The sequence below is a fragment of the Hymenobacter metallicola genome (assembly GCF_004745645.1).
Taxonomy (GTDB): domain Bacteria; phylum Bacteroidota; class Bacteroidia; order Cytophagales; family Hymenobacteraceae; genus Hymenobacter; species Hymenobacter metallicola.
This window is the reverse complement of sequence record NZ_SRMB01000001.1, coordinates 609,937-635,251: the sequence shown is the minus strand read 5'-3', so window position 1 is coordinate 635,251 and position 25,315 is coordinate 609,937. Positions and strand designations below refer to the sequence as shown.

General features: G+C 59.1%; 27 protein-coding genes. 13 read left to right on the top strand and 14 right to left on the bottom strand.

The genetic code is table 11. The features are described 5' to 3' along the window. Positions 1-190 precede the first annotated feature (190 nt). Positions 191-1,171: an isoaspartyl peptidase/L-asparaginase family protein gene (locus E5K02_RS02645; RefSeq protein WP_135391800.1), complete on the bottom strand. Its 981-nt coding sequence runs from the start codon at positions 1,169-1,171 to the stop codon at positions 191-193. A 151-nt stretch (positions 1,172-1,322) separates the two neighbouring features. Here E5K02_RS02645 and E5K02_RS02640 point away from each other — a divergent pair, with 151 nt between their 5' ends. From E5K02_RS02640 to E5K02_RS02630, 3 genes are all read left to right on the top strand, one after another. Continuing rightward, positions 1,323-1,748, top strand: coding sequence for a DUF3127 domain-containing protein (locus tag E5K02_RS02640; RefSeq protein WP_135391798.1), 426 nt, complete (start codon positions 1,323-1,325; stop codon positions 1,746-1,748). A 225-nt stretch (positions 1,749-1,973) separates the two neighbouring features. Then, entirely contained in the window at positions 1,974-2,849 is an 876-nt protein-coding gene (locus E5K02_RS02635; RefSeq protein ID WP_135391796.1) for an SDR family oxidoreductase, read from the top strand. An 81-nt stretch (positions 2,850-2,930) separates the two neighbouring features. Continuing rightward, on the top strand, positions 2,931-3,554 hold the full coding sequence (locus tag E5K02_RS02630; RefSeq protein WP_135391794.1) for an AlbA family DNA-binding domain-containing protein: 624 nt from the start codon (positions 2,931-2,933) through the stop codon (positions 3,552-3,554). 287 nt (positions 3,555-3,841) lie between these two features. On the opposite strand, the gene E5K02_RS02625 is transcribed toward E5K02_RS02630, so the two are convergent. Further along, on the bottom strand, positions 3,842-4,375 hold the full coding sequence (locus tag E5K02_RS02625) for a DinB family protein (RefSeq protein ID WP_135391792.1): 534 nt from the start codon (positions 4,373-4,375) through the stop codon (positions 3,842-3,844). 91 nt (positions 4,376-4,466) lie between these two features. Here E5K02_RS02625 and E5K02_RS02620 point away from each other — a divergent pair, with 91 nt between their 5' ends. The 4 genes from E5K02_RS02620 (at position 4,467) to E5K02_RS02605 (ending at position 9,676) form a co-directional block, all read left to right on the top strand. Continuing rightward, positions 4,467-4,982: a YkvA family protein gene (locus E5K02_RS02620; RefSeq protein WP_135391790.1), complete on the top strand. Its 516-nt coding sequence runs from the start codon at positions 4,467-4,469 to the stop codon at positions 4,980-4,982. 154 nt (positions 4,983-5,136) lie between these two features. Then, positions 5,137-7,398 carry a S46 family peptidase gene (locus E5K02_RS02615; protein ID WP_135391788.1) on the top strand — a complete coding sequence of 754 codons (2,262 nt, stop codon included), beginning with the start codon at positions 5,137-5,139 and terminating at the stop codon, positions 7,396-7,398. Between the two features lie 77 nt (positions 7,399-7,475). Continuing rightward, positions 7,476-8,324: a hypothetical protein gene (locus tag E5K02_RS02610; protein ID WP_135391786.1), complete on the top strand. Its 849-nt coding sequence runs from the start codon at positions 7,476-7,478 to the stop codon at positions 8,322-8,324. Positions 8,325-8,359: 35 nt separating this feature from the next. Then, positions 8,360-9,676: a metal-dependent hydrolase family protein gene (locus E5K02_RS02605; protein WP_135391784.1), complete on the top strand. Its 1,317-nt coding sequence runs from the start codon at positions 8,360-8,362 to the stop codon at positions 9,674-9,676. A gap of 202 nt (positions 9,677-9,878) precedes the next feature. Here the strand turns inward: E5K02_RS02605 and E5K02_RS02600 are convergent, their stop codons facing one another. Next, complete coding sequence (locus tag E5K02_RS02600; protein WP_135391783.1) at positions 9,879-10,637, bottom strand: glycosyltransferase family 2 protein; 759 nt, start codon at positions 10,635-10,637, stop codon at positions 9,879-9,881. A gap of 102 nt (positions 10,638-10,739) precedes the next feature. Between E5K02_RS02600 and E5K02_RS02595 the strand changes: the two genes are divergently transcribed. Both E5K02_RS02595 and E5K02_RS02590 read left to right on the top strand, forming a co-directional pair. Next, positions 10,740-11,039, top strand: a complete 300-nt coding sequence (locus tag E5K02_RS02595) for a hypothetical protein (protein ID WP_135391781.1) — start codon at positions 10,740-10,742, stop codon at positions 11,037-11,039. An 86-nt stretch (positions 11,040-11,125) separates the two neighbouring features. Further along, a complete protein-coding gene (locus E5K02_RS02590; RefSeq protein WP_135391779.1) occupies positions 11,126-11,983 on the top strand; it encodes a DUF1571 domain-containing protein in 858 nt (285 codons plus the stop codon). A 96-nt stretch (positions 11,984-12,079) separates the two neighbouring features. Here E5K02_RS02590 and E5K02_RS02585 read toward each other — a convergent pair whose 3' ends face one another. The 8 genes from E5K02_RS02585 to E5K02_RS02550 form a co-directional block, all read right to left on the bottom strand. Next, positions 12,080-12,616, bottom strand: coding sequence for a ribosome-inactivating family protein (locus tag E5K02_RS02585; RefSeq protein ID WP_167856261.1), 537 nt, complete (start codon positions 12,614-12,616; stop codon positions 12,080-12,082). 161 nt (positions 12,617-12,777) lie between these two features. Then, positions 12,778-13,452: a hypothetical protein gene (locus tag E5K02_RS02580; protein WP_135391775.1), complete on the bottom strand. Its 675-nt coding sequence runs from the start codon at positions 13,450-13,452 to the stop codon at positions 12,778-12,780. A 97-nt stretch (positions 13,453-13,549) separates the two neighbouring features. After that, entirely contained in the window at positions 13,550-14,332 is a 783-nt protein-coding gene (locus tag E5K02_RS02575) for a hypothetical protein (RefSeq protein ID WP_206025917.1), read from the bottom strand. A 316-nt stretch (positions 14,333-14,648) separates the two neighbouring features. Beyond that, entirely contained in the window at positions 14,649-15,323 is a 675-nt protein-coding gene (locus E5K02_RS02570) for a response regulator transcription factor (protein WP_135391773.1), read from the bottom strand. 27 nt (positions 15,324-15,350) lie between these two features. After that, on the bottom strand, positions 15,351-16,145 hold the full coding sequence (locus tag E5K02_RS02565; RefSeq protein ID WP_135391771.1) for a sensor histidine kinase: 795 nt from the start codon (positions 16,143-16,145) through the stop codon (positions 15,351-15,353). Then, positions 16,126-16,734 (bottom strand): hypothetical protein, encoded by a 609-nt coding sequence (locus E5K02_RS02560; protein ID WP_167856260.1) that lies wholly within the window; start codon positions 16,732-16,734, stop codon positions 16,126-16,128. The genes E5K02_RS02565 and E5K02_RS02560 overlap by 20 nt, the downstream gene beginning before the upstream one ends. A 36-nt stretch (positions 16,735-16,770) precedes the next feature. Next, positions 16,771-17,202 (bottom strand): hypothetical protein, encoded by a 432-nt coding sequence (locus E5K02_RS02555; protein WP_135391767.1) that lies wholly within the window; start codon positions 17,200-17,202, stop codon positions 16,771-16,773. 96 nt (positions 17,203-17,298) lie between these two features. Continuing rightward, complete coding sequence (locus E5K02_RS02550; protein WP_135391765.1) at positions 17,299-18,174, bottom strand: SDR family oxidoreductase; 876 nt, start codon at positions 18,172-18,174, stop codon at positions 17,299-17,301. A 110-nt stretch (positions 18,175-18,284) separates the two neighbouring features. Here E5K02_RS02550 and E5K02_RS02545 point away from each other — a divergent pair, with 110 nt between their 5' ends. From E5K02_RS02545 to E5K02_RS02535, 3 genes are all read left to right on the top strand, one after another. Further along, positions 18,285-19,133 carry a Rossmann-fold NAD(P)-binding domain-containing protein gene (locus E5K02_RS02545; RefSeq protein WP_135391763.1) on the top strand — a complete coding sequence of 283 codons (849 nt, stop codon included), beginning with the start codon at positions 18,285-18,287 and terminating at the stop codon, positions 19,131-19,133. Between the two features lie 30 nt (positions 19,134-19,163). Beyond that, on the top strand, positions 19,164-20,405 hold the full coding sequence (locus E5K02_RS02540; protein ID WP_240737122.1) for a BaiN/RdsA family NAD(P)/FAD-dependent oxidoreductase: 1,242 nt from the start codon (positions 19,164-19,166) through the stop codon (positions 20,403-20,405). Between the two features lie 174 nt (positions 20,406-20,579). After that, entirely contained in the window at positions 20,580-21,032 is a 453-nt protein-coding gene (locus tag E5K02_RS02535; RefSeq protein ID WP_135391761.1) for a PA2169 family four-helix-bundle protein, read from the top strand. 106 nt (positions 21,033-21,138) lie between these two features. Here the strand turns inward: E5K02_RS02535 and E5K02_RS02530 are convergent, their stop codons facing one another. Then, the gene (locus E5K02_RS02530; protein WP_135391759.1) at positions 21,139-23,103 is read right to left on the bottom strand and encodes a DEAD/DEAH box helicase; all 1,965 of its coding nucleotides are present in this window, start codon (positions 23,101-23,103) and stop codon (positions 21,139-21,141) included. A gap of 469 nt (positions 23,104-23,572) precedes the next feature. Further along, the gene (locus tag E5K02_RS02525) at positions 23,573-23,764 is read right to left on the bottom strand and encodes a cold-shock protein (RefSeq protein WP_135391757.1); all 192 of its coding nucleotides are present in this window, start codon (positions 23,762-23,764) and stop codon (positions 23,573-23,575) included. A gap of 408 nt (positions 23,765-24,172) precedes the next feature. On the opposite strand from E5K02_RS02525, the gene E5K02_RS02520 reads away from it, so the two are divergent. Then, positions 24,173-24,592, top strand: coding sequence for an acyl-CoA thioesterase (locus tag E5K02_RS02520; protein WP_135391755.1), 420 nt, complete (start codon positions 24,173-24,175; stop codon positions 24,590-24,592). Here E5K02_RS02520 and E5K02_RS02515 read toward each other — a convergent pair. Beyond that, positions 24,589-25,284 carry a M949_RS01915 family surface polysaccharide biosynthesis protein gene (locus E5K02_RS02515; protein ID WP_135391753.1) on the bottom strand — a complete coding sequence of 232 codons (696 nt, stop codon included), beginning with the start codon at positions 25,282-25,284 and terminating at the stop codon, positions 24,589-24,591. The two genes, E5K02_RS02520 and E5K02_RS02515, sit on opposite strands and share 4 nt — an antisense overlap. Between the last annotated feature and the right edge of the window lie 31 nt (positions 25,285-25,315).

Genomic DNA, 25,315 nt, shown 5'->3' with positions numbered 1-25,315 from the left:
ATGCAGAACGCCGACCTTCTAGTTGAAAGTCGGCGTTCTGCATTTGACGGTTACAGATTCGGCAAAAGACGCTTTTTACTCCTTATATATATAGCACCAAAACTCGTCTGTTGGTAGGCGTGTTCTCGGAACTATCACTTGCCTACTCGAGCGGGCCAAACTCGGCCTTACCGGCAAGGCCGATACTGACTTAGTCCTTGTAAATTCCCACGTACAAAGAACCGTCGGAGCTAAGGCTGGCGCGGTACATACCATCGGAATTAAAGGGCAAAGCAATCTGTCCGGTACTGTCCACGGCAACCAGTCCACCTTCTCCCCCCACCGGTGCCAGCTTGTCGTGGACCACGATGCGGCAGGCTTCGGCCAGGCCCAGGCCCCGGTATTCCATCAGGCAGGCAATGTCGTGGGCGACGACAGCGCGCAGGAAAAACTCGCCGTGCCCGGTGCAGCTGATGGCGCAGGTGTGGTTGTCGGCAAATATGCCCGCGCCAATAATGGGTGAGTCGCCGATACGGGAGTAGCGTTTGTTGGTCATGCCGCCCGTGCTGGTGGCCGCGGCTAGGTTGCCGTGCTGGTCGCGGGCTACGGCTCCCACGGTACCCATTTTTTTCTTGGGGTCTTCATCCACAAAAGCAACGGGCTCTTCCAGCGGTGCCTGGGCGGCTTCGCTGTGGTCGAGTCGCATCCGGCCCTCGAGCAGGGCTTCCTGCAACTGGTCGTAGCGGTGCTGGGTGAAGAAGTACTCGGTGGGTTGCATGGGCAGTCCAAACTCGCGGGCCAGCTCCTCATTGCCGGGGTAAGCCAGCAGCACGTGTTCGGTTTTCTCCATCACCAAGCGGGCGGCCCGGATTGGGTTCTGGATCTGGCGGGCACCGGTGACAGCACCAGCGGCCCGGTTACGGCCATCCATGAGGGACGCATCCATTTCATGGTGCCCTTCGTGGGTGAATACGGCGCCGCGGCCGGCATTGAACAAAGGGCAGTCTTCGAGACTAACCACGGCGGCTTCCACGGCATCGAGGGCCGCCCCGCCGTGGCGCAGCACGTCGTAGCCAGTTTCCAGCGCCGCCTGCAGGGCCTGGCGGTAGTTGAGCTCAGCTTCGGCCGACATCAGGGTGCGGGAGATGGTGCCGGCACCACCGTGCAGGGCCAGAGCGAAAGGATACTCCATGGAGGAACAAGGTAATTTAGAGGACTGAGAGCAAGATCGAGAGGCAAAGATACGCAGCGCCGCGGTCCGGATTTTGGCCGGTCCAGGTAGCCATAACGCGTTTTTTTTCGTACGTTTGAACTACCGATTTCCCCACTTAACGTATTTTTTTATGGCTTACGACGCTACCGGCCGCCTGCACGAGATTTTTGACGAACAGCAGGTGAGTGAGAAATTCCGCAAGCGCGAATTTGTGCTGGAAGTTCAGGAGGGCCAGTACCCTGAGCATATCAAGTTCCAGTTGGTTCAAGATAAAACCGCCCTTATTGATGCTTACAAAGTAGGCGACGAGGTAAAAGTTACCTTCAACCTGCGGGGTCGCGGCTTCAACAAGAATGGCCAGATGCTGTATTTCACCAACCTGGAAGCCTGGCGTATTGAGGCTGGCGCGGCCGGTGGCGGTGCCCCCGCCGGTGGTGGCTACGGCCAGCAGGCGGCCCCCCGGGCTGCTGCTCCCGCCCAGAACCAAAACCCGAACCTGCGCGCTGCTCCGGCTGCGCCCATCGCCGGCGACGACGACAACGACCTGCCTTTCTAAGTAAACCTGTAAGGCTCTGCTGCCTTCGTAGATGCAAAAACGGAAGCTGGACCTCCTTGCTGGAGCGCCGGCTTCCGTTTTGCATTTAGGCGCTTCTGCATAATTTGCCCGCTTCGGCCAGCAAAAAGTAAAACTTCCCGGTATCGTTTTATCGTTTACAGGAGGGCCGGCTTTCCGTTCTAGATAACCCGCCGGTTGCTTTCCCTGGCTTCTCTCTGCCCACTCATGGCTGTGCTTCCCAACTTACCCCGACTTGATGGAAAAACGGTACTCATTACGGGCGCGTCCGGGGGTATTGGGCAGATAACGGCCCGGGAACTGGCTCGCCGGGGGGCCCACCTGGTGCTGGTGTGCCGCAACCCGGAGCGTGCCGAACAAACCAGGGCGCTGATTCAAGAGGCCAGCCCGCAAAGTGCGCCGGATATTTTGCTCTGCGACCTGTCGGTGCTGGCCGAGGTGCGCGTGCTGGCGGCGGAAGTGCTCCGCCGTTATGATACGCTGGATGTGCTCATCAACAATGCCGGTATTATGCCCGGGGCCCTTACTATTACCAACGAAGGCCATGAGCTAAGCTGGGTTACCAACCACCTGGCCCCGTTCCTGCTGACCAACCTGCTGCTGCCCCGCCTAGAAGCCGCCGGGCAGGCCCGCATCATCAACGTGGCCTCCGAGGCGCACTGGCTGGGGGAAATAGAACCGGCCCAGAATTTTCGCAACGACCGGGAGAAGTATAGCCCCTTTACAGCTTACTGCGACTCGAAGCTGGCCAACATTCTGTTTACCAATGAACTGGCGCACCGCCTGGATTTGACTGGCATTACGGCCAACTCCCTACATCCGGGCATTGTGGATACGGGCCTAGTGCACCCGGGCAGTTCCCGTTTGCTGAAGCTGCTGTGGCTACTGGCCCGGCCCCTGATGGTAACCGCAGAAGCTGGGGCTCAAACCAGTATTTTTTTGGCTACCGACCCCAAGGTAGCCACCATTAGTGGGCGCTATTTCAAGAACAACAAGCCGGCCCGCACCTCGAGCACGGCACAAAACCGGGCCGAAGCCAGCCGCCTCTGGCGTATTTCGGAAGAAGAAGTGGGCTTGGAGTAATTCCTCCGGGGCGCCACTGCGTAAAAGAGCCTGAAAACGGTACGTGCTGTTTTCAGTTGTCAATTGGTAGTCAACTTGTACATGACGGAACTGCAGGAACTCATCAAGCACGGCGAGGGCGAGCGGCTGGAATTCAAAAAGAAAACGACGCATCCCACGCGCATTTCCCGGACGCTGGCCTCGCTGGCCAACACCCACGGGGGCCGGGTGCTGGTGGGCGTCGACGACGATGGGCGCATCGTAGGCGTGCGGGATGCGGAAGAGGAAATGTACGTGCTGCGCCTAGCGGCTGAGCAGTATATCGACCCACCGATTACGCTCAATTTCAAGGAGGTAGAAGAAGAAAACCGGACGGTGCTGATTGTCACCGTGCGGGAAAGTACCCACAAGCCCCACCGCGCCCAGGTGGCCGAGGGCGACTGGCGGGGCTACGTGCGGGTGCGGGATGAAAGTGTGCAAACCAGCGGCCTGACGGAAAAAGTGCTGGAGCGCCAGGAGCCCCAGCGGCTTGAAAAACTGCCGCTCAACCGCCACGAGCTGGCCGTGCTGGACTACCTGCGCAAGCACCCGCGCATCACCCTGGCTCAGTACATGAAGCTCGGCAACCTGGGCAAGCGCCGGGCCTACCAAACGCTGATCAAACTGACGCTGCACGGCTACATTCGCCACCACGACAAGGAAAAGGAGCCGTACTACACGCTCTAGTCTTACTTTCTTTCACTTGCACCTTCCAGTATACCAACACAAAGCCCCGTTATCAGTAGTTGATAACGGGGCTTTTATCCATAACAGCGCAGCTTACTCGCTGCTGCTGTTTTTGGATTTTTTCTTTTCTTCCTTCGCGGCCTTTTTCTCTTTGGGAGATTTAGCCGGCTCCTTTTTTTTCTCTTTGCGGGCGTCTTGTGCTTTAGCCATGATGCAGTATGAATTGGGTAGAAGATGAATTCCAGATTCCTAACGCAATGTTACGCGTAGGTGTTGTGCGTTGATGCCTAGCTTAGGCCGGGTAAATACCGCTCCCGGAAAATGCTCAGGTGGTGCAGCTCGTGGCCGGGAATAATAAAAAGCAGGGCCCGCACGCTGGCCGGGCCGCCGTTGGCCGAGCCGGTTCGCTCCAGCTGGGCGGGCGAAAACGAGCGAAACAACGACAAGGTCGCGGCCCGCACGGAGGCGTATTCGTGCAGAATATTGGCCAGCGGCCGGTCGTTGGCTTCGGAGGCCGGCACGTAGTCGTCCTGCTCGAAACCGGGCAGATCGGTTTTGTCGTTGCGGGCAATGCGCAAGGCACGGTAGGCGAAAATCCGCTCGGTATCGATGATGTGCACCAGCACTTCCTTGATGCTCCACTTGCCGGGGGCGTAGGCATAGCGGGCCTGTTCGTCGGTGAGCTGCCCCACGGCCTGCTGCAGCGCATCAGGAAGCTTTTCCAGCATGTAGAGCGGGTCGGCACCCTCGGGAATGTGGCGGATGTAGGTGTCGTAGTAGGGCAGGTACTGGCCCTCGACGGGCCGCTCAGTGGTGGACATAGACGCAGGAGCTTGGTGCGGGGCGAAGGTAACCAACTTCCCGGGCTGCGGCTGCGTACACCCAGCAAATCTTCTTTTTAACCGTTCTTCTATGTCCTCACTCGCCGAAAAAGGGTTTTCCATCTCCAAAAATGCGCTGTTTAGCGTTTTCATGAACCGCGCCGGCCGGCTACTGGGTCGCCCCTTCAAGGTGGTGCTGGTGCTCAACGAAGTGGCCAACAAACTGGCCGATAAGAAAAGCGGCGACAACAAGTTCAAGCAGTTGCTGGACGTGATGCTGACCGTAGTGCGCCTGGTGAAAAGCTACGTCAGCGGCGCCTACCGGCAGATTGAAACCCAGACCATTCTCTCGGGCCTGGGCGTGCTGCTCTACACCCTCTCGCCCATCGACCTGGTGCCCGACTTTATCCCGGTGGTAGGCTTTCTGGATGATCTAAGCTTGATGAGCTGGTTTGTCGGTTCCTTCCAGGAAGAAATTACCCGGTTCCGGGAGTGGGAGCAAACGCACGCGGCCGAGGCCAACGAGGCCACCAAGGACGTACCGGCTGCCGTGGCCGTCGATACGACCAAAGCAACGCCAGCCGTAGCCGAACTGGGCCACTCCTAAGCGACGCCCCCAAATTTCCCAGCACTTGAACCCCGACCACTCACGTCGGGGTTTCTTTTTTGGTGACTTTCCGGTAGCTGGCAACCTGACCAAAAATCAACGAAATTTGCGTTGGCCGCCCGGCCCTGGTCTTTCCTTCACCCCCTCCACCTCTATGCACATTACGACCCGGCTGGCTTTGCTAGCCCTTACCCTCCTATCCTTTTTGCCCTCGGCCCGCGCCGATGAAGGCATGTGGCTGCCGCTGCTGCTCAAGCAGCTCAACGAAGCCGACATGCAAAGCAAAGGCCTCAAGCTCACCGCCGACCAGATCTACAGCGTGAACCAGGGCAGCCTGAAAGACGCCGTCGTCCAGTTCGGGGGCGGCTGCACCGGCGAAATTATTTCCGACCAGGGCCTGCTGCTGACCAACCACCACTGCGGCTACGGCCAGATTCAGCAGCACTCCTCGGTGGAGAAAGACTACCTGACCAACGGCTACTGGGCCATGAGCCGGGACCAGGAACTGCCCAACCCCGGGCTGACGGCCACCTTTATTGTGCGCATGGAAGACGTGACAGGCCAGATTCTGGCCGGCGTCCCGACGAGCAACATTGCCGAAGCCGACCGCGAAAAGCTGGTGCAGGCCAACATTGCCCGCGTAGCTCAGGCGGCGGTACAAAACACGCACTACCAATCGTTTATTCGGCCGTTTTACAACGGCAACGAGTACTACATGTTCATTACCGAGGTGTTCGAGGATATCCGGCTGGTGGGCGCCCCGCCGAGCAGCATCGGCAAGTTTGGCGGCGACACCGACAACTGGGCCTGGCCCCGCCACACCGGCGACTTTTCCATGTTCCGCATCTACGCCGGCCCCGACAACAAGCCCGCCCCGTATTCAAAGGACAACAAGCCTTTCAAGCCCCGCCACCATCTGCCCATTTCCCTGAACGGTATTAAGCCCGGCGACTTTACCCTGGTCTTTGGCTTTCCCGGCCGCACCAACGAGTACCTGACGTCCTGGGGAGTGGATGAAGTATACTCCTTGTCGAACCCCGCCAAAATCAAGGTGCGCGACGCCAAGCTGCGCATTCTGGATCAGGACATGAAGGCCTCCGACAAGGTGCGCATTCAGTACGCGGCCAAGTACGCGGGCATTGCCAACTATTGGAAAAAGTGGATTGGCGAAACCCGCGGCCTGAAAAAGCTCGACGCCGTGACCCGCAAGCAGGAGCAGGAAGCCACGTTTATGCGGTGGGCCCAGAACGGCACCGAGGCCCAGAAAGCAGCCTACGCCCCCCTGCTGCCCCAGCTCGAGCAGCACTACCGCGCCGTGCGCGACTATACCCTGGCCCGTGACTACGTCACGGAAGCAGCCCTGGGCGTGGAGCTAGTCGCGTATGCCAACAGCCTGCTGCCCCTGGTAGATATGGTGGAGAAAAAAGCCTCGGCCGAGGAGCTAGCCACCGCCGTAGCCCGGGCGAAGAAAGGCGTGGCGGGTTTCTTTCGCAACTATTCGCCGGCCACCGACCAGAAGGTTGCCGCGGCCCTGCTCCCGCTCTACGCCGAGGGAACTCCGGCAGCCCTGCTGCCAGCCTACGTGAAGAATCTGCAGAAGCAGTACCCTGGCAAAACCGGCTGGACAAGCTACGCCAACTCTCTCTACAGCAAGTCGAAGCTGACGACGGAGGTCAGTGCCCAGGCCGTACTCGATGAGGTAGGCAAAGGCAATGTGCGCGCCCTCGCCGACGACCCGGCCGCCCAGCTGGCTGCCGCTATTATTGCAAACTACCGCGCCACCATTCTGCCGGCCTACACCACCCACACCGACCAGATTGCCCTGCTGCAGCGCACCTACGTGGCCGGGCAGCGCCAGATGCAGACCGACCGGAAGTTTTACCCCGATGCCAACTCAACCTTGCGCGTGGCATACGGCCAGGTAGCCACCTACGAGCCGGCCGACGGCGTAAAGTACGACTACTACACTACGCTGGACGGCATCATGGAAAAAGCCGACCCTACGAACCCCGACTTCGAAGTACCAGCCCGCCTCGTGGAGCTCTACCAAGCCAAAGACTACGGCCCCTACGCCGTGAACGGGACGGTGCCGGTGGCCTTTATTGCCACCAACCACACCACCGGCGGCAACTCCGGCTCCCCGGTTATCAACGGCCGCGGGGAGCTGATTGGCACCAACTTCGACCGGAACTGGGAAGGCACCATGAGCGACATTATGTTCGACCCCGACCGGGTCCGCAACATCACCCTCGACGTGCGCTACATGCTGTTTGTCGTCGATAAGTACGCCGGGGCCAGTCATTTGGTGAAGGAAATGACGCTGGTGGGCGGCCCTAATGCCGCCGCTACCCCCGAGCCAGGTAAGGAAGTGAAAAAAATGAAGGTCAAGCAAAAGGCCGCCAAGCCAGGCGTCTAGCTTTTATTTAACGCCCACATGCTGTTACGCCCGCTGGAATGCCTAATTTCCAGCGGGCGTACTATTTTCCGGGCTTTATGAGAAACATCTTCGGCTTTGTACTAATCCTATGTTTACCGCAGCTGGCCTGGGCTCAGGCTCAGGCGGGCGGGCTGCGGGCCATCGAGCAACGCATTCTGCAGGAAGGGCTGGCCTTGTACCAGTCGGAGCGGTCTGCCTGGGTGGCTACCGATTTGCTCATGGCGCAGAAGCCCGACTTGACGGGCATGGTTGGGTATGTTTCCTATGCCGACGGTGACTCTATGCGGACCGTATTTTTCCAGCAGGCCGCGGAAACGGCGCCCCTACTGGCGCGCTACATTTTCAGCTTTCCCCACCACACCATAGAGCCCGGCACCGGCCGACAGCTGCGGCCCCGGCCCGCCTCGGCCACCGAACAGAAGTTTTTCACCGTCCGCCGCCGCGTGCTGGAAGAGTTGCAGGAAAACAAGGTGTCGGGCACTGCCTATGCGTTTCCGGAAAACACCCATCCCAACGTCGCTATTCTGGAAGAAGCCGGCGAAATTCGCGCCTACGTGTTTACCGGCCCCCAGGAAGGCGGGGTGCTGCCCATCGGCAACGACGTGCTGATGAAGATAGGGCGCAACCTGCAGGTTCAATCCACCGAGCGGTTGCACAGCACGTATGTGCCCATGAAACTGCCTCCGGACCAGCAAGTGTCGACGGGCATGCACACGCACTTGTCTGCCCACCCCTACATCACCGCCACCGACATCTGTTCCCTGCTCCTATACCAGGAGACGTTTCCGGTGCCGCGCCACATGGTCGTTGGGCGAGAGTATGTTTCTTTGTTTGACGCCAGCACCCGCGACATTCTTATTCTTACCAAAAAGGCTTTCGAGAAAATGGCTAAAAAGCAGCCTTAGCTGCCCGGCCAGCCTTGTAGCCTGACTCCGACTTCATGCATTTCTCCTTGAACCTGACTTCCGCCTTTTACCGCCTGTCGTTCAGCGCCTTGCTGGGCGTTGTGTGGGGTTCAGTTACGGCGCAAAACCCGCCACCCGCCCCTGCTTCCGCAATTGTTCTGCTGCGTCCGGCGGCCGTATTCGATGGGGAGGCCCTGCATCCCGGCTGGGCCGTGCTGGTGGAAGGCGACAAAATAAAGGCCGTTGGGCCAGCGGCCCAGGTAGGGACTCCGGCCGGGGCCCGCACCCTGGAGCTGCCGGGCCAGACGCTGCTACCCGGACTGATTGAAGGACACTCGCACCTGCTGCTCCACCCCTACAACGAAACCAGCTGGAACGACCAGGTGCTGCAGGAGTCGCAGGCGCTGCGGGTAGCCCGGGCCACCGCCCACGCCCGGGCCACGCTCTTGGCCGGCTACACCACGGCCCGCGACCTGGGCACCGAAGGCGCCGACTACGCCGATGTGGGCCTCAAGCAGGCCATTGATCAGGGCTTCATCCCGGGTCCGCGCCTGCTGGTGGCCACCCGGGCTCTGGTGGCTACGGGCAGCTATGGTCCCAAACTTTCGGTGGATGTGGATGTGCCCCAGGGCGCCCAGGAAGCCGACGGCGTCGATGGTATCGTGCGGGCCGTGCGGGAGCAAATTGGCAAAGGGGCCGACATTGTTAAAGTATACGCCGACTACCGTTGGGGCAAGGGCGAGCCTTCCCGCCCCACGTTTTCCCAGGAAGAGCTAACCCTGATTGTGCAAACGGCCAAGGGCGCGGGTCGGCCCGTCGTGGCCCACGCCTCCACCCCCGAGGGCATGCGCCGCGCCGCCCTGGCCGGGGTCGAAACCATTGAGCACGGCGACGCGGGCACGACGGAAGTGTTCAAGCTGATGAAGCAGCGCGGGGTAGCCTTGTGCCCCACCGTGGCCGCCGGCGACGCTATTTCGCAGTACCAAGGCTGGAAGAAAGGCTTAGGCCCGGAGCCCGAGCGTCTGCAGCAGAAACGGTTGAGCGTGCAGGCGTTTCGGAAAAGCGGTGGGGTTCTGGTTGTGGGGGGCGACGTCGGGGTGTTCCGGCACGGCGAAAACAGCCGTGAAGCCGAATTGCTGGTCCAGGAATATGGCTATTCGGCTCTGGAAGTCCTGCAGGCCCAGACCAGCGGCAACGCCCGCGTCTTCCATCTCCCGGACCGCGGCCGAATTCAGCCCGGCCTGCTGGCCGACCTGGTAGCCGTCGAAGGCGACCCAACCCAGCAGATTACCGCCTTGCGCCAGGTAAGGCTGGTTATGAAAGGTGGGGTAAGTTACCCTACGGACAAATAGCGTAATAAGCTGCAGCACTGACTTGACCTCAACCATTCAGCAGTCACTTCCTTACTTCGTGCCGGTAAATGCTACGGAAGAAAGCATGTATAAGAGTCTGACCGCGGAAGGAATTGACCCAACGCTGGCAGACCGCATAATCATTTTTACACCCATTGCCTTTGGTAGGGTATTGATGCGCCACTTGCAACTTACATTCCCATTACCCCGGCCGCTCCACGCCCAGCGCCCGTAGCTGCTCGGCATACTTGTCATAAATCACCCGCAGATCCTCGTTGTGCTTGCCCGCATCCACGCCGATGCTGACGTTGCTGCTGTGAAACCGGTGCAAGTGGCTGATATGGGGCGAAAGCACGGGCAGGTGGCCCGCCAGCAGAAAACGCACATACAAATCCAGGTCTTCGGCCATGGCCAGGTCTTCGTCGTAGCCCCCTACTGTATCGAACAGCGCCCGGCTGTAGCACACGTTGCCCTGAATAAAGTGTTCGGCCTTGAAAATGGCGTGCAGCATGGCCTGGGGCGAGTCGAAGCGCCAGGCGTAGTAATCTTCTTTGGGCAAGTAGCGGCGGTCTTGGTCCATGCGCAGGAAGTCGGCCACAAACCACGGCTGCGCGGGGTTCTTTTCAATCAGGGCGGCGTAGTGGTAGAGGCAGCGCTGCAGCAGAATATCGTCATCGTCGAGGGGCACGAGCCAGGCGGCCGGGTCGGTTTGCTCGATCAGGCGGTTGCGGGCCCGGCCGGCCCGTACTTTCTCGGGGTGGCTCCAGTAGCGCAGGGCCTGGCCGTCCTGCTGGGCGGCCTGCTTGAGCCACTCGAGGCTGCCGTCGGTAGAGCCGTTTTCATAAATGAGGTGTTCCCGGGAAAAGTCCAGAGGGGCGCTAATGCTGGCTTGCACGCTGGCAATGGCTTCGGGCAGGTACTGCCGCCGGTTATGGCTGGGGGTTATCAGGGCGAAATGCATACCCGCTATTCTGTTTTTCAGCGCAAAAAGTTGCCTCTGCGGCCGAGCAGGCCCAACTTTCCCCCGGGTGCTGGCGTTAAGCGTATACTATAGGTATACCGCATGGCTAAGTTTGTCGTCACCGTCCGTTTCCCGGATTCCTTTGATGAAGAGTTCATTGCCTTGATTCCGGAGCACCGGAATCTTATCAACGAGCTTATTGAAGCCAATGTCGTGGAGGCCTACGCCATCAGCGCCAACCGCACCCGCGGCTGGATTACGATGAACGGCAGCAGTGAGGAAGCCATCCGCTCCACCGTCGAGCAATTCCCGCTCTACCGCTTCTTTCTGCAGGTGGAAGTTGACGAGCTTTTCGTATTCGACAGCACCGCTTCGCGCTTTCCCCGAATTAGCCTTAATTAAGCTGGTATTCGCTGATTCTCAGCTCCGGCGCGGTTTTGGCTGAGGCCGCGTGGTTCTGGCTTATCTATCCTTATTTTTCGCTCTGCATGACTCGTACTTTGCGGTTTTCGGCTCTGGCGGCCCTGCTTGTCGCCGCAGGAGCCGCTGCCCCGGCCCCACCCGCCGATAAGATTACCACCGAACAATTACTGGCTCGCCTTACCAGCGCCATCGAAAACCTGAAGACCCTGCGCTGCACCGTGCGGGCCCAGGAGCGCCTGGAAGGCAATAAATACCAGCAGGCCCGCTCCAACATGAAGATTCAGTTTAGCCCGCTGAAGATTTATGTACGCAATCAAAAAGGCATCGAAGTGCTCTGGGTAACGGGGCAGAACAACGGCGACGCCTGGGTAAACCCCAACGCCTTTCCCTACGTGACGCTCAACCTGGACCCCAAGGGCTCGGTCATGCGCCGCAGCCAGCACCACAGCGTGCTCAATGCCGGCTTCGGCACCATTGCCGACCTGATTCATGGCTCGACGCTGCGCCAGGACCACGCCTACGAGAAAAGCTTCCGCTACGCCGGCGACTCCACGGTGGCGGGCCGGGCCTGCTACGTGCTGCGCTCCGACTTTCCGCAGTTTCGCTACGTAACCTACAAAACCACCAAGCCCGAGCCCGTTTCGCGTATTGCCGAGCGGTTTGGCTGCGGCGAATACCGCATTATGGAACGCAACGGCTTGTCGGCGGAGGAAACCGTGCCGGCGGGCAAAACCCTGCAGGTACCCAATGGCTACGGGCGCCGCACCATTGTCTGCGTCGACCAGAAAACCTTCCTGCCGGCCGCCGTGCAGGTGAACGACGACAAGGGCTTGTTCGAAAAGTTTGAATTCTCGGACGTGGTACCCAACCAGCCCATTTCGGCAGCCGAGTTCACCAAAGAATACAAAGACTATAAGTTCTAGGCGAAATCTGCTTCTCGGCTCCACGACAAAGGCCCTGGCTTCGGAAGGCTACCCTCCGCAACCAGGGCCTTTGAGCTTAGCCAGGCAAGGCGCCGGTTAGAAACCGAGCGTATGGCCGCCCCAGGCGTGCACGGCGTTCCAGTCGGGTGCGTACGCCACGGCCGTACCCAGCACGCTGTTCACATCAATACCGACCTGGTGCAGGCGCAACGACTCGCTGGAGGCAATAATCAGGCGCGTCAGGCTGGTCAGGAAGGCGGGTGTGTACGCGCCCCCGGCGTAGGCCTGCACAGTTTGTATCGACGCTTGCAGGTTGGCATCCGTAATCTGCAAGCCCCCAAACCCGACGGCGTAGCCCAGGCTGGCGTAGGACCCGTCGATGCCCACCAAGGGCACCGCGCCGGGGATGGGTCCGCCGGGAAAGGGCGCTAGGGCGAAGGTATACGTCCCGGTACCATTGATAAATCCCAGGACGTAGAGCGAGGCCGTCGCCAGGGGCATACTCCCGTTGGGCTGGTAGGCCAGGTTGATCAGGAGTTGAATGTTGCCCGCCACCAAGGGGTGGGTAATGGTGCAGTGGCTGACGTTCACGGCCGATCCGTTGGCCCGGATGGCGCTGCAAATAGTCGTCAAATCACTGGTATAGGCGCCACCTCTTAGGAATCGTAAACTTGTTGGCATGTTCTTCAGGTAAAAAATGACCGTAATAATTCGTGTAAAAGCAAGCAGCCTCCCGACGGCTTTTCTCCGGCCCGCTTCGCACAAGTCCCGCTTAGCCTAGGCAAGTACCCGGGCTACCCGCCCAGCAAGGACGTCCGAACAAAGGAGTTTGAAGCCGAATTGAAGCCGACCGTTACGTCTTGCGTCAGCGGAACGGCCAGGTATTGCCCCACGCTGAAACCGCCCCGTTGATTTACGCTGCTTCCTCCGATGGGCGTTAGGAGGGCCGCGGGCAGCACCTGGCCGACCGTGAGGTTAGAGGCCAGGAAAATTTTTATTTCGTCTATTGGCTCCAGGTAGCTAGTCTGGTTGGTGGGGGCCTCCATAATGGCCAGCGGCGCCGGAGCCGGCACACCGTTCACCCCCAGGTCCTGCGCAACACCAAAGCCAATGGGCTGCGCCACCGTGTTGTCACAGCCAAACACCGTGGGGCTATACGCGGGCTGCTGCTGACCAAAGATGCCAGCCGAAAAGGTGTACACAGTGCCCGCATCGACAACCTGGGCAGTGGTTGGGAGCTGGGGAAGCTGGTCGAAAGCGCTGGGAACAGGGGCGGCAAACACGTACCAGTTGGGGCCAAACTGCAGCGTAGTGGTTGGAAAAACGGGCACCGACGCGTAGCAGGCCACTACATAGTTGCCCTCGTTCTTCAGGCTTCTGACAATAATAATCTGCTGATTAAGCGAGAGGATGTAGCGTAAATCAGCACTCTGCAGTTGGATGGTAACGGTGGCGGATGTGCTGCTCATGCGGGCCAGAAACAAGAATCAGGTTGCCCAAGCCTCGCGCCAGCCCTCGCGTGCGGAGGCCGCCCCAAGAACCTGCACCAAGCTTGGGCACTGATTATTAGGAGTTCAGAATGCTCAGGGCGTCACCGGCGTTGATGACCGTCGTAATCGTGGAGCCGGTGCCAACGATGGCGAACGTGGAGTCTTGCACTTGCAGGGTGTAGTCCGTCACGGTAGGCTGAATGGCAAACGAGGAGCCGGGAGCCGTAGCATTGGCCGTTACCGAACCCGATTGCAGGGCCGTACGGGCGGCAAAGAAGGCGACGCTTTCGTGCGGGGTCATTTGCACCGCATTTTGCGGAGGGCAGGTGAAGGCGCAGAAGGGCGAGAAGACTCCGTTGATCATGGCTGCCAGGCCAACTACCAGCGGCGGGGTGCCGGCGGGGCGGTTATTGGTCAGGGCAATGCTGCCAGCGGTGCCGGCTCCGCCCTGCGTAAAGGTACCGTCGGCGTTGAAGACCAGGCTAGTCCCCAATCCCACTGGCAAGGAAGCCTTGGCCATGTTGATAATCGTGTTTGGCGCTACATTTAGCACACTGGATATATATACCTGGTACACAGGCGTATACTCGATATCAATCGGCGTAAACAGGTTGATAAAGGGCTGGGCAAACCAAGTCGGCATACCGGCCGAAACCTGGTTGGGGCCCGAGGCTCCTTTGTACGCCAATAAGGTAAAGTTCTGGGCCTGCAGTTCGCCCAACACAGTCGAAGTCGCATCTATTTCGATGGTGTAGGTTGTTCCGTTGGCAGTAGCTTGGATGGATTGCGCCAGCGGATGGTCGAAACCTTGCACGGCAGTCTGAGTGTCAATAACGGAGGATGATTTGGCGTTTTGCATGGGGATAATGAGCTTGAAGGGAATCGTATCTACTCTTTGGTCGGCTTTTCGATATCCGCCGTTGTCAGGGTGAAGCGCTTCGGTTGACAATTCAAAGGAAGCAGATGCCCCGGCGGCATAGCAGCGTAGAAGTGCCCGTTTTACAAACCAGGTAGTTCTACTCGGCTCCTGCCAGTGGCACGAAGCCCGCATACGCTCGGCCAGTATTTCACCCGTGGGACATAAAAAAAGTCCGGCGCCGGCACAAGGCAGGCTACCGGACTCCGGGACTCCACAATCTAGTCTGGGCAACTGGGGCTGCTCCTGCTTGTCTGCCTTAAAAAAGCACCTCGTGCAGCTGGTTTTTCACCGCAAATAGCACCAGACCGGCCGTATTACGGCAACCCGTTTTCAGCAGCAGGTTGTTGCGGTGTCCTTCAACGGTGCGCACGCTCAAAAACAGCTTTTCGGCAATTTCCGCGTTGGAGTATTGCTGACAGATCAGGTGGAGGACTTCCTTTTCCCGGTTGGTAAGCTCGGCCTCCCCCGGAAGCAGGCTGCCCGATGTGGGCCGGTAGCTGTGCGTTTGCCGAATGGCTCTGAGCACCTGCGGACTCATGTAAAAGCCCGTGCGGTATACCGCCCGGATGGCCAGCAGCAACTCATCTTTGTTGCAGTTTTTGGCCAGGTAGCCCACGGCCCCGGCGGTTATCATCTTGGCCATCAGCCGCTCCTGGGCATGCACCGACAGCACAATGACTTTCACGCTCGGGTACTGGCGTTGCAAGGCCTCGTTGAGCTCCACCCCGTTTAGGCCCGGCATGTTCATATCCATCAGCACAATGTCGGGCAGGGCGGGCAACGTAGCACACAAGGCCAGAAAGGACGCCCCGTCGCCGGCTTCGGCCACGTGCTCCAAGTCGGGCTCGGAGCCAATCAGGGCAATCAGACTTTCCCGAAACAGATTCTGGTCGTCGACGACGGCCAGGCGGATATTAGCAGAGGATTCCATGAGGCAGAATAGAATAAGAATAGCAGCTTATAGCGGCAGCCGGGCCACAATCCCGAACCCGGCATTCGGAGCGGTTTGGACGGAGTAGGTGGCGTGCAGAATAGACAGGCGGCTTTCGATGTTGTGCAGGCCCATGCCCTTTTTGGCGGCCGGCTCCCATACCATGCCCCGGCCATCGTCCTGGTACGAAAACACCAGGGCGTCGGGCTCCGACCAGAACCGAAGCTGCACCTGCTGCCCGGCCGAGTGCTTGATGGCATTGTGCAGCAGCTCCTCTACCACACGGTAGAGGGCTGTGGCCCGGGGCCCCGGCAGGGCGTCGAACAGGGCCGGCGCCTCATTATCCAAGCGGCAGCGCAGCTTCCGGCCGTTATTAAGCATATCGGCCAGCTCTTCCACGGCCTCCGTGAAGCCGTACAGGTGAAGGCTCACGGGAGAAAGATTGTGGGAAATATGCCGCACTTCTACCATCACCTTGTCGATAATGGTTTTGCAGGAAGTAACAAAGGCGCTGGGGTCGGCAGCCAGGCTGCCATTGCGGTGCTGATAGAGCTCCACCGTCATGCGCAGGTTGGACAAGGCCGTACCCACGTCGTCGTGCAAATCCTGCCCGATACGGCGGCGCTCGGCCTCCTGCGACTCTATCACGGCGGCCAGCAGTTCCTGCTGATACTGAAGGCGGGCGTGCTGCAGCTGCTCGGCCTGGGCCGAAAGCTTGTGCAGGTTCCGAAAGTGAATCAGCACGAAGGTCACAATCATGCTGAAGGTGCCGGCCATGCTCAGGATAATGAGCAGATAAATATTATCGGCTTGGGCGAGCATAAAAAAAGCCTAGAGCAAATAACAGATACATCAGTAGCACGAGCGTAGCGTGGGTAATACCCAGCACGTTCTGCCCCTGCGGACTGACGTGCTGGTAGATAATATTGGAAAAGGCGAACATAAACGCCGCGCTGCCAAAGTATTGCAGCAGGCCTACGTTAATCCAGCGGTTGGCTTGGTTGGCCGAAAAGCTTCCCTCTTCCCGGAAAAAGAAATGCAGGCTCAGGCCCACCACGATAACCGAGGCCAGGGCGCGCGGGTAGGAATTAAACGTGAAAATGCTCTGTAGCAGCAGAAAGTTGAGCACCGCTAGCACGGGAAAAAGCCAGTATAAGGCCTGGATTCCCAGCACCACGTACTTGCCCCGGACCAGGGTGCGGTAGTAGCGCAGCAGCAAGAGCAACTCCAGAATGGTATAGATGTGGAGCAGCGGCAGGTTGTTCAGGTGCGCCGCCCCCACGGCCCGCGCTACCACATTGGTAATGCCCCCTACCACCAGATACAGGTAGATGCTCTGCAGACCCGGCTGGGCGTAGGCGCGCGTATAAGCCCCTACGCCCAGAGGAATCAGGACGGATGCTGGCAACAAAACGCCAACATAAAATGCGCCCATTAGTGCCTACGCTCAGCTATTGTTCCCGTCGTAGGGCACGTACAGTTCACTGGCCGTGTCGCAGTAAATCGGGCAGGGCGCCGTAAAGTCGTAAACGGCCGTTTTTTCGGGGTCGTCTCCGCCCCGGATACGGTCCTGGTAGGTGTGGTCTTCCATCTGAATGACGGGGACGACCAACCCGGTGATTTCAGTGCTGCCTTTCTCGTTCAAGCCAAAATACACTCGGATGCCTTTGATATCAGGATAAGCCGCCATCAGTTCCGAAATGTCCTCCAGCTTGATGAAAATGGCGCGGGGGACAGCGCCAGGGTCGTCTTTGAACGGGGGCATTTTTCCGGCGGCGTGCAGCCACCACTTTACCCGCTCCTGGGCTTCTTTCAGCGGAATGGTCGTTTTCTCCAGCCCCGAGCGGGGCTGATCAGCATCAGTAGAAGATGTTTTCATAGTTGGGTCAGATAAGAGGGCAGGAATAGTGGAGAGCAGCTATTTGCTGCTCTCCAAGCACAACAGTACAACTTTATCTAGCAAAGGCAAGCGGCTTTAGCGATTCCCGCGCATGGCTTTTTCGATTTCGTCCCACATCGGGGCCGGAATCAGCTCCAGCTTGTTGAATTCGCCGGCACCGTTTAGCCACTCGCCCCCGTCGATGGTTACTACTTCACCATTGACATAAGCCGAGAAGTCGGACACGAGATAAGCCGCCAGGTTGGCCAGTTCTTGGTACTCACCCACGCGCTTAAGGGGCACGGAAGCGGCCGGATCCAGCTTCTGGGCCAGCGGGGCCGGAAACAGGCGGCTCCAGGCGCCTTCCGTTGGGAATGGACCGGGAGCAATGGCGTTGGAGCGAATCCCGTACTTGGCCCATTCCACGGCCAACGAGCGGGTCATGGCGAGCACGCCCGCTTTGGCCGCGGCCGAAGGCACCACGTAGGCCGAGCCCACGGAAGCATAGGTCGTGACGATGTTGAGAATCGTACCGGGCTTCTGGTCGGCAATCCAGCGCTTGCCGAAGGCCAGGGTGCAGTTATAGGAGCCGCGCAGCACGATGTCGACAATCACGTCGAAGGCCTTGTGCGAGAGGCGCTCGGTGGGACTGATGAAGTTGCCGGCCGCGTTGTTGAGCAGCACGTCGACGCCGCCAAACTCGTCGATGGTGCGCTGCAGCATGTGCTCTACCTCCTCGTACTTGCGCACGTCGCACTGCACGGCCAGCACGTTGCCCCCGGTTTGCTGGCGCAGCTCTTCAGCCGTTTTTTCCAGCACGTCGAGCTTGCGGCTGCTTATGGTCACGTTGGCACCCAGTTGCAGAAAATACGTGGTCATGGCCCGGCCCAGGCCGGTACCGCCGCCGGTTACAACGATGGTTTTGCCCTGCAGGGCGTTGTCGCGGAGCATGGGTTGAGAGTAGGCAGGCATAGAAAGGGGGAAGTAATAAGGGAAGGATGGGAAAGCTGCAAGAACGGTAATTGTTGGCTTTGCCCCCAAGTAAAACGAGAAGAAGGATTTTTTCCCACCTTTGGCCTCTCATGACGGCTCCTTCCTCTCCCTCTCTTCCTTCTGTTGCCGTGCTGGGCTGCGGCTGGCTGGGCTTGCCCTTGGCCAAAAGCCTGGTTGCGGCCGGCTACCCCGTAGTAGGCTCTACCACGACGCCCATGCAATTGCTCACGCTGCGCGACGCCGGTATTACGCCCTATCTGTTGCAGCTAGGCCCTGATTTTAGCGCCACCGATGCCGATACGCTGCGGGTCATGCTGACCGGCGTCGAGGTCTTGGTCCTGAACATTCCGCCCAGCAAAGCCGGCGCGGGCGGCTATCCGGCCCTGCTGCGCCCCGTCGGCAGCGCCGTAGCCGCCGCCGGGGTCAAGCACGTGCTGTTCGTCAGCTCGACCAGCGTGTATCCCGACGAGCCCCGCTGCATGACCGAAGCCGATGCCGTAGCTTCGGCCGAGGCTACTTCGGATTTGCTCCGGGCCGAAGGGCAGTTCACTTCGGCCCAGGGCCAGTGGCAAACTACGGTGGTACGGCTCAGTGGCCTGATCGGACCGGAACGCCCCCCCGGCCGTTTTCTGGCCGGCCGCCAGGCCGTTCCCAACGGGGATGCACCCGTCAATCTGATTCACCTTCACGACTGTATCGGCCTCCTCCTCAGCATTATTCAGCAGCAGCACTGGGGCTATACCTTCAATGCCAGCGCGGCCCAGCACCTGCCCCGCCGGGAGTTCTACCGCGCGGCGGCCCAGCAGCTGGGGTTGCCAGCCCCGGTTTTTCAGCCCGAATCAGCCGGCGGCAAAACCATCGACAGCAGCCTGATTCGGCAGACGGTCGGCTACGAATTTCAACACGACGATCTGCTGGCGGCGCTGCCCTACTGCTAAGTCGCGAATTCAAGGGTTATCTTTGCCTTTGTGAATACGACGAAACCGACGGTAGTGGTGCTGGGGGGCGGGGCAGCCGGCTTTTTTGGGGCCATCAGCTGCGCGGAGGCCAACCCGGCCGCCCGCGTATACTTGGTAGAAAAAACGGGCAAGCTGCTGAGCAAAGTGCGCGTATCGGGCGGGGGGCGCTGCAATGTGACGCACGCCTGTTTTTCGGCCGCTCAGCTGGTGCAGCACTACCCACGGGGTGGCAAAAAGCTCAAGGAGCCTTTTCAGCAGTTCGGTGCCCAGGATACCGTCCGGTGGTTTGCCCAGCGCGGCGTGGAGCTCAAGACTGAGGCCGACGGCCGGATGTTTCCTACCACCGACTCCTCCGAAACCATTGCCCAGTGCCTGTTGGAAGCGGCCCGCCAAGCCGGCGTGCAGATCCTGCTTAACACGAGTGCCGAGGCATTTGCGCCCCTGCCCGAGGGCGGCTTCCAGGTGCAGCTCACCGGCGCCCACGCCCAAACGATAACGGCCCAACGGCTGCTCATTGCCACCGGGGGCGTACCCAAAACCGAGGGTTACGACTGGCTGCGGCAGCTGGGCCACACCATTGCCGAACCCGTGCCCTCGTTGTTTACCTTCAACGTACCCGAGTCGCCGCTCAAAGAGCTGATGGGCGTGAGCGTACCCCACGCGCGGGTGGTTATTGCCGGCGAAAAGCTCGATTACGAAGGCCCGCTGCTAATCACGCACTGGGGCGTCAGCGGACCGGCCGTGCTCAAGCTCTCCGCCTGGGGCGCCCGGCGCCTGCACGAGCTTAGCTACACGGGTACCGCCCTGGTCAACTGGATTCCAACCTATAATGAGGAAACCCTGCGCCAGTGGCTGCACACCTTCCGGGATGAAAACGGAAAGAAAGTGGTGCTGGTCAACCCGCTGTTTGGCCTGCCCCAACGGCTGTGGAGGGCTTTGGTCGAGCAGGCCGGCATTGGGGCCGAAACCCGCTGGAGCGAGTTGCCCGCCAAGCCCCAGAACCGCCTGATAGAACTGCTATTGCGCATGCCGCTGGCCGTGCGCGGCAAAACGACCTTTAAGGAGGAATTTGTGACCTGCGGCGGTGTCGTACTGGGCGAAGTCAACATGAAAACCATGGAAAGCCGCCTGGTCCCGGGACTGCACTTCGCCGGCGAGGTGCTCGACATTGACGGCATCACCGGGGGCTTCAACTTTCAGGCCGCCTGGACCACCGGCTTTTTGGCCGGGCAGGCCATGAGCCAGGGCTAGCCGGCAGCCGTGGGGTTGTGCGTATGTACCAGCCCGATGAATTCTATTTTTTCCTCATCCAATAGCATTTAATTAAAGCAGGCTTCCCCGCTTATTGCAACCCTACGACCGTCCCGGCAGTAAAGAGAGACACAACCTTTGTTTCTACTACACATAATCTACTGACCCACTCTCATGGAAGCCAAAGCAACCCAAGCCCTGCTGAACGAATTGCTCGAAACCCTCAAAGACGGCGAAAAAGGCTACTCTACTGCCACTGCCGACGTTGAGGACCATGACCTGAAGCAGGTATTTAAGAAATATGCCGTGCAGCGCGACGGTTTCCTGACCGAGCTGGAAGACCAGATGCACCAGCTCAACCTGAAGGCCGACGAGGAAAGCTCCGTAACGGGCACCATCCACCGCGCCTTTATTAACCTCAAAGCCGCCATTACCAGCAAGAGCCGGGAAAGCATTCTAAACGAGTGCGAGCGGGGCGAAGATTACGCCGTAAAAGCTTACCAGACGGCTTTGAAAGCGGAAGGACTGCCCGGCCAGCTCAAGACCATTATCGAAAAGCAATACCAGGGCATTCAAGCAGCCCACAACGAAATTCGCTCCTTGCGCGATGCCTCGGCTTCGAAGTAAGCGCGTCTTAAACGTAAAAAGGCCCCGCCGTAATCCGGCGGGGCCTTTTTTGTATACCGTAAGCGGTGGGTATGACCAAAGCCCTACCCGCCTCCTATGCTAGCATCTATTCGTCGTAGTCCTGCCGCGGCCGGGGGGCCGGACCTTCGCTGCGGTTGCCGCCGCGGAAGCCGCCACCGTCGTTGTCGCGCTTGCCCTTATAACCACCACCGTAGGAGCTGCCCCCGTCGCGGTTGCCTTTGTAGCCCCCGCCGTAGGAGCTGCCGCCGCTGTTACCACCGCGGTAGCCACCTTCCCGGTTGCCGCCGTAGGAGCTGCCCCCGCGGTTGAAGCCACCTTCGCGTCGCTCGCCGTAGCTGCCGCCGCGGTTGCCGCCGAAGCCCCCTTCGCGCCGCTCCCCGAAGTTGCGACGTGGCCGGTCTTCACCGCCCCCGAAGCCGCCGGGCCCCCGGGTGTTGCCTTCCTGCTGCGCATCACCTTCCTGGCGGGGCGTGGCAATGTTGAACGACACGGGGCGCCCCTGAATCGAGGTGCGGCCCAGCTTGGTCGTGATTTCCTCGGCAAACTCCGAAGGCACTTCCACGAAGCTGAACTTGTCGTAGAGGGCAATGTCGCCGACTTTGCTGCCGGTCAGGGCGGTATTTTCGGCAATCAGGTCCACGATGTCGCGGGGATGAACCCGGTCCTTCTTACCCATCGTGACGAAGAGGCGGGTGAAGCCGGGGCGCACGGCGCCTTGCTGGCGGCCGGCTTCCAGGCTTTTCTCGGCCTGCTTGTCTTCCTTCATCGTCATACGGAGCAGGGCGGCCGCCACGTCCAACGACGTGATGTCCTCTTCCTGATCGAGCAGACGCTGCACGCGGGCTACGTATTTCTCCAGCTTGCCTTTCTCAATGATTTCTTTGATCTGAGCCAGGAACAGCGTGGTTTTTACCTCCGACACATCTTCAAACGAAGGAATACGCTCCTGCTTGATGTTGGCTTTGGTGTAGCGCATGATGTCGCGCAGCTTGTAGATGTCGCGGCCACTCACGAAGGTGAAGGCCTTGCCCAGCTTGCCGGCGCGGCCCGTGCGGCCGATGCGGTGCACGTAGTACTCCTCGTCGGCAGGCAGATCGTAGTTCACAACGGCTTCCACGTTTTCCACGTCGATACCACGGGCGGCTACGTCGGTAGCAACCAGGATTTCGAGCGTGCCCTTACGGAACTTGTCGAGGGTGTTCTGGCGCTGCTGCTGGCCCATGTCGCCGTGCAAACCGTCGGCGAAGTAGCCACGGGCCTGCAATTCGGCCACGCACTCGTCTACCATGCGCTTCGTGTTGCAGAAGACGATGGTCGACTTGAGGTTGTACATGTCGATGATACGGGACAATACGTCCTTCTTCATCGGGTTGCGCACCTCGTAGTACATCTGCTCGATGTTCGTAACAGTCAGTTCCTGATGATTGACTTTTACGATCTGCGGGTTGGTCTGGTACTTTTTGGTGAGCTCCATAATCGGCTTGCTCATCGTAGCCGAGAAGAACACCGTCTGGCGGTCTTCGGGCATTTTGCTCAGTACCACTTCGATGTCGTCGCGGAAGCCCATGTCGAGCATTTCGTCGGCCTCATCGAGGATGATTTTCTTTACCTGGTCCAGCTTTAGGGTGCCACGCTCCAGGTGGTCCATTACCCGGCCGGGCGTACCAATGACGATCTGCACGCCGCGCTCCAGGGCCTGGAACTGCCGGTCGTAGCTCTGGCCACCGTAGATCGGCACGACGGCCAAACCCCGCTTGTACTTGCCCAGTTTCTGAATTTCGCCCGAAACCTGCACCGCCAGTTCACGGGTGGGGCACAAGATCAGCACCTGCACGGCGCGGTTGTTGGTATCAACGCCTTCCACGGCGGGAATGCCGAAAGCGGCGGTTTTACCGGTACCCGTCTGGGCCTGGCCAATCACGTCCTTGCCTTCGAGCAGAACCGGAATGGCGGCCGTTTGGATGGGAGATGCTTCTTCGTAGCCGAGCTCAGCAATGGCGCGCTGCAGTTCCTCGGAGAGATTTAACTCTTCAAATTTTACTTTTTCCATGTCTATGTTAGATGGAATGGGAGACACTAGCTCTGAAAACAGCGGATTCAGCGACGTTCCTCTCCCACTCAACAACAACGACAAGCGACGGAAGCAACGGACGGAAGACGAAGGCGGCCAGCCTATTAGATTACTGCAGCCTATGCTGCGCGGAACATGGCCGTTCTCAATGCGGCTGCAAAGGTACGTATTTCCCGCGAGAAAAGATACCAGACAGGCATTTTTAGCTACTCTTATTCCTTTTTAAAACGAATTGATTGATCCAGCCGAGCTGAATTTTCAGCAGCTATCTGCTGCCTGTTCCGGCTGAGTTGGCTGTAACAGGGAGCCAGCAATAGAAGTTCGACAGTATAGAGATATATCTGCTATACCATTGGCTGTCAAGATGCTATTTGATCTGGCCTAAACGCAAAAAAGCCTGCACAAGGCAGGCTTTTCTGTTTCACTTGCGAGAAGTGAATAAGGTGATTTACACCAACGACACCTTTACGGCGTTCAGGCCTTTGCGGCCCTGTGCAACGTCGAATTGCACTTTGTCGTTCTCGCGAATTTCGTCGATCAGGTCGCTTACGTGCACGAAGATGTCCTGACCGTTTTCGTCAGATTTAATGAAACCAAAGCCCTTGGTGTCATTGAAGAATTTTACTGTTCCTGTTTGCATGAGGATATTGTATGGATGTCATTCAAGCAAAGTGGCCATGCAATCTGATGCAGCTCTTCGCAGAACGAATAACAGAATAGATGAAGCACATTATCTTAAACTTGAACCAAAGGTACGCATTTCGGATGTAACGGTTGACCCTACGCCTGGTGCAAGGTTCTGCTTGCCCCGCCACCCTTGCCGACAAAACCGCCTTGACACGCTGCAAACGGCACTTATCAACCGATGATTTTTAAAGATTTTTTTGTACAGCTCAACGTTACACCAGGCCAAAAGCGCGCAAACGGGGCTAGTATTGCCGAGCTTAGTTCCTTGCGGCGGCTGCGGAAGCAGAACGCTAGGGGCAATTGTTTAACCAGAGCCCCCTTTTAGCAGTACTTGCATTTGCCTAACCCAGACGTTGCCCGCATGACTAATTCCGCTGCCTCCTTCCGCTTCTCCCGCCTGCTTACCGTGGTCGAGTCCGACATTGACGAGTTGAATCACGTCAACAATGTACAGTACGTGCAGTTTGTGCAGGACACGGCGGCAGCCCACTGGCATGCAGCCTTTCCGGTGGGTGAGCGGGAGCAGTATATCTGGGTGGTCATGGAACACCGGGTGCGCTACCACAAACCCGCCTTTCTGGGCGAACAGCTGCGCTGCACCACTTGGATAGGCGAAGTACGCGGGGCCCAGTCTCAGCGCTTTGTGCGCATCGAGCGGGAAGCCGACGGCGGGCTGCTCTGCGAGGCCGAAACCCAGTGGGTATTGCTCGACCCGGCTACGCAGCGGCCCAAGCGCGTAACGCCCGAGGTGGAGCAGCGGCTGCGGGTGGCTGTAGGCTAGTCGTCGTAGACCATCTTTTTATTCTTCATGGAAGTTTGCCAGCCAGAAGGGAAAATAGCCAGGCCCGCGGCATCCAGGGCTTCCATCTTTTGCCTCACGGCGGCCTGCAGGCCGGCGGGCAGGGCGTAGAAGGCTTTGTCTACCTGCGTAGACCGGCCGTAGTCCAGCACGCTGTTCTGGTGGCGAAGGGCTACTTTTTGCCCCTTGTAGTAAATCAGGAACTTGAGGCGCCCGTCATCGTAGCCATTTAGCCCGGAGGTGCCATACACGATGATAGGCTCGATGAGACCATCCTGGTCGTAGTCTTTAAACTCGGCGTACTTAGTCCAGAACCAGATGGTTTCTTCCTCTTGCTCGTTCTGCAGGATACGGTCGTTGAGCTCCCAGGCTTTCACCAGCCCCTGCGGACTATTCTTGAAGACCAGGGCTTTGATTTGCTTATTCAACAACTCGCCTTCCGCATCCCGCGAGTCCTGGCTTTCCGTCAGTACGGCGTAATAGACGCCGGAAGTATCCGAGTACTTGTACACCCGAAAGATGGGCAGGGTAATGCCTAGTACGCTTTTTACCGCTGGTGTGAACCTGGCCGCTACCTGAGCCGGTGTCAGCAGGGAGCTGGCGGGCGAAGACGGCTGCGCTGATGCTCCGGTTATCGGAATTGCAAGCAGCAGGGTTAGGAGTAGATTCCGCACGAAGAGCACGTTGGCAGAAAATAGGGAAAAG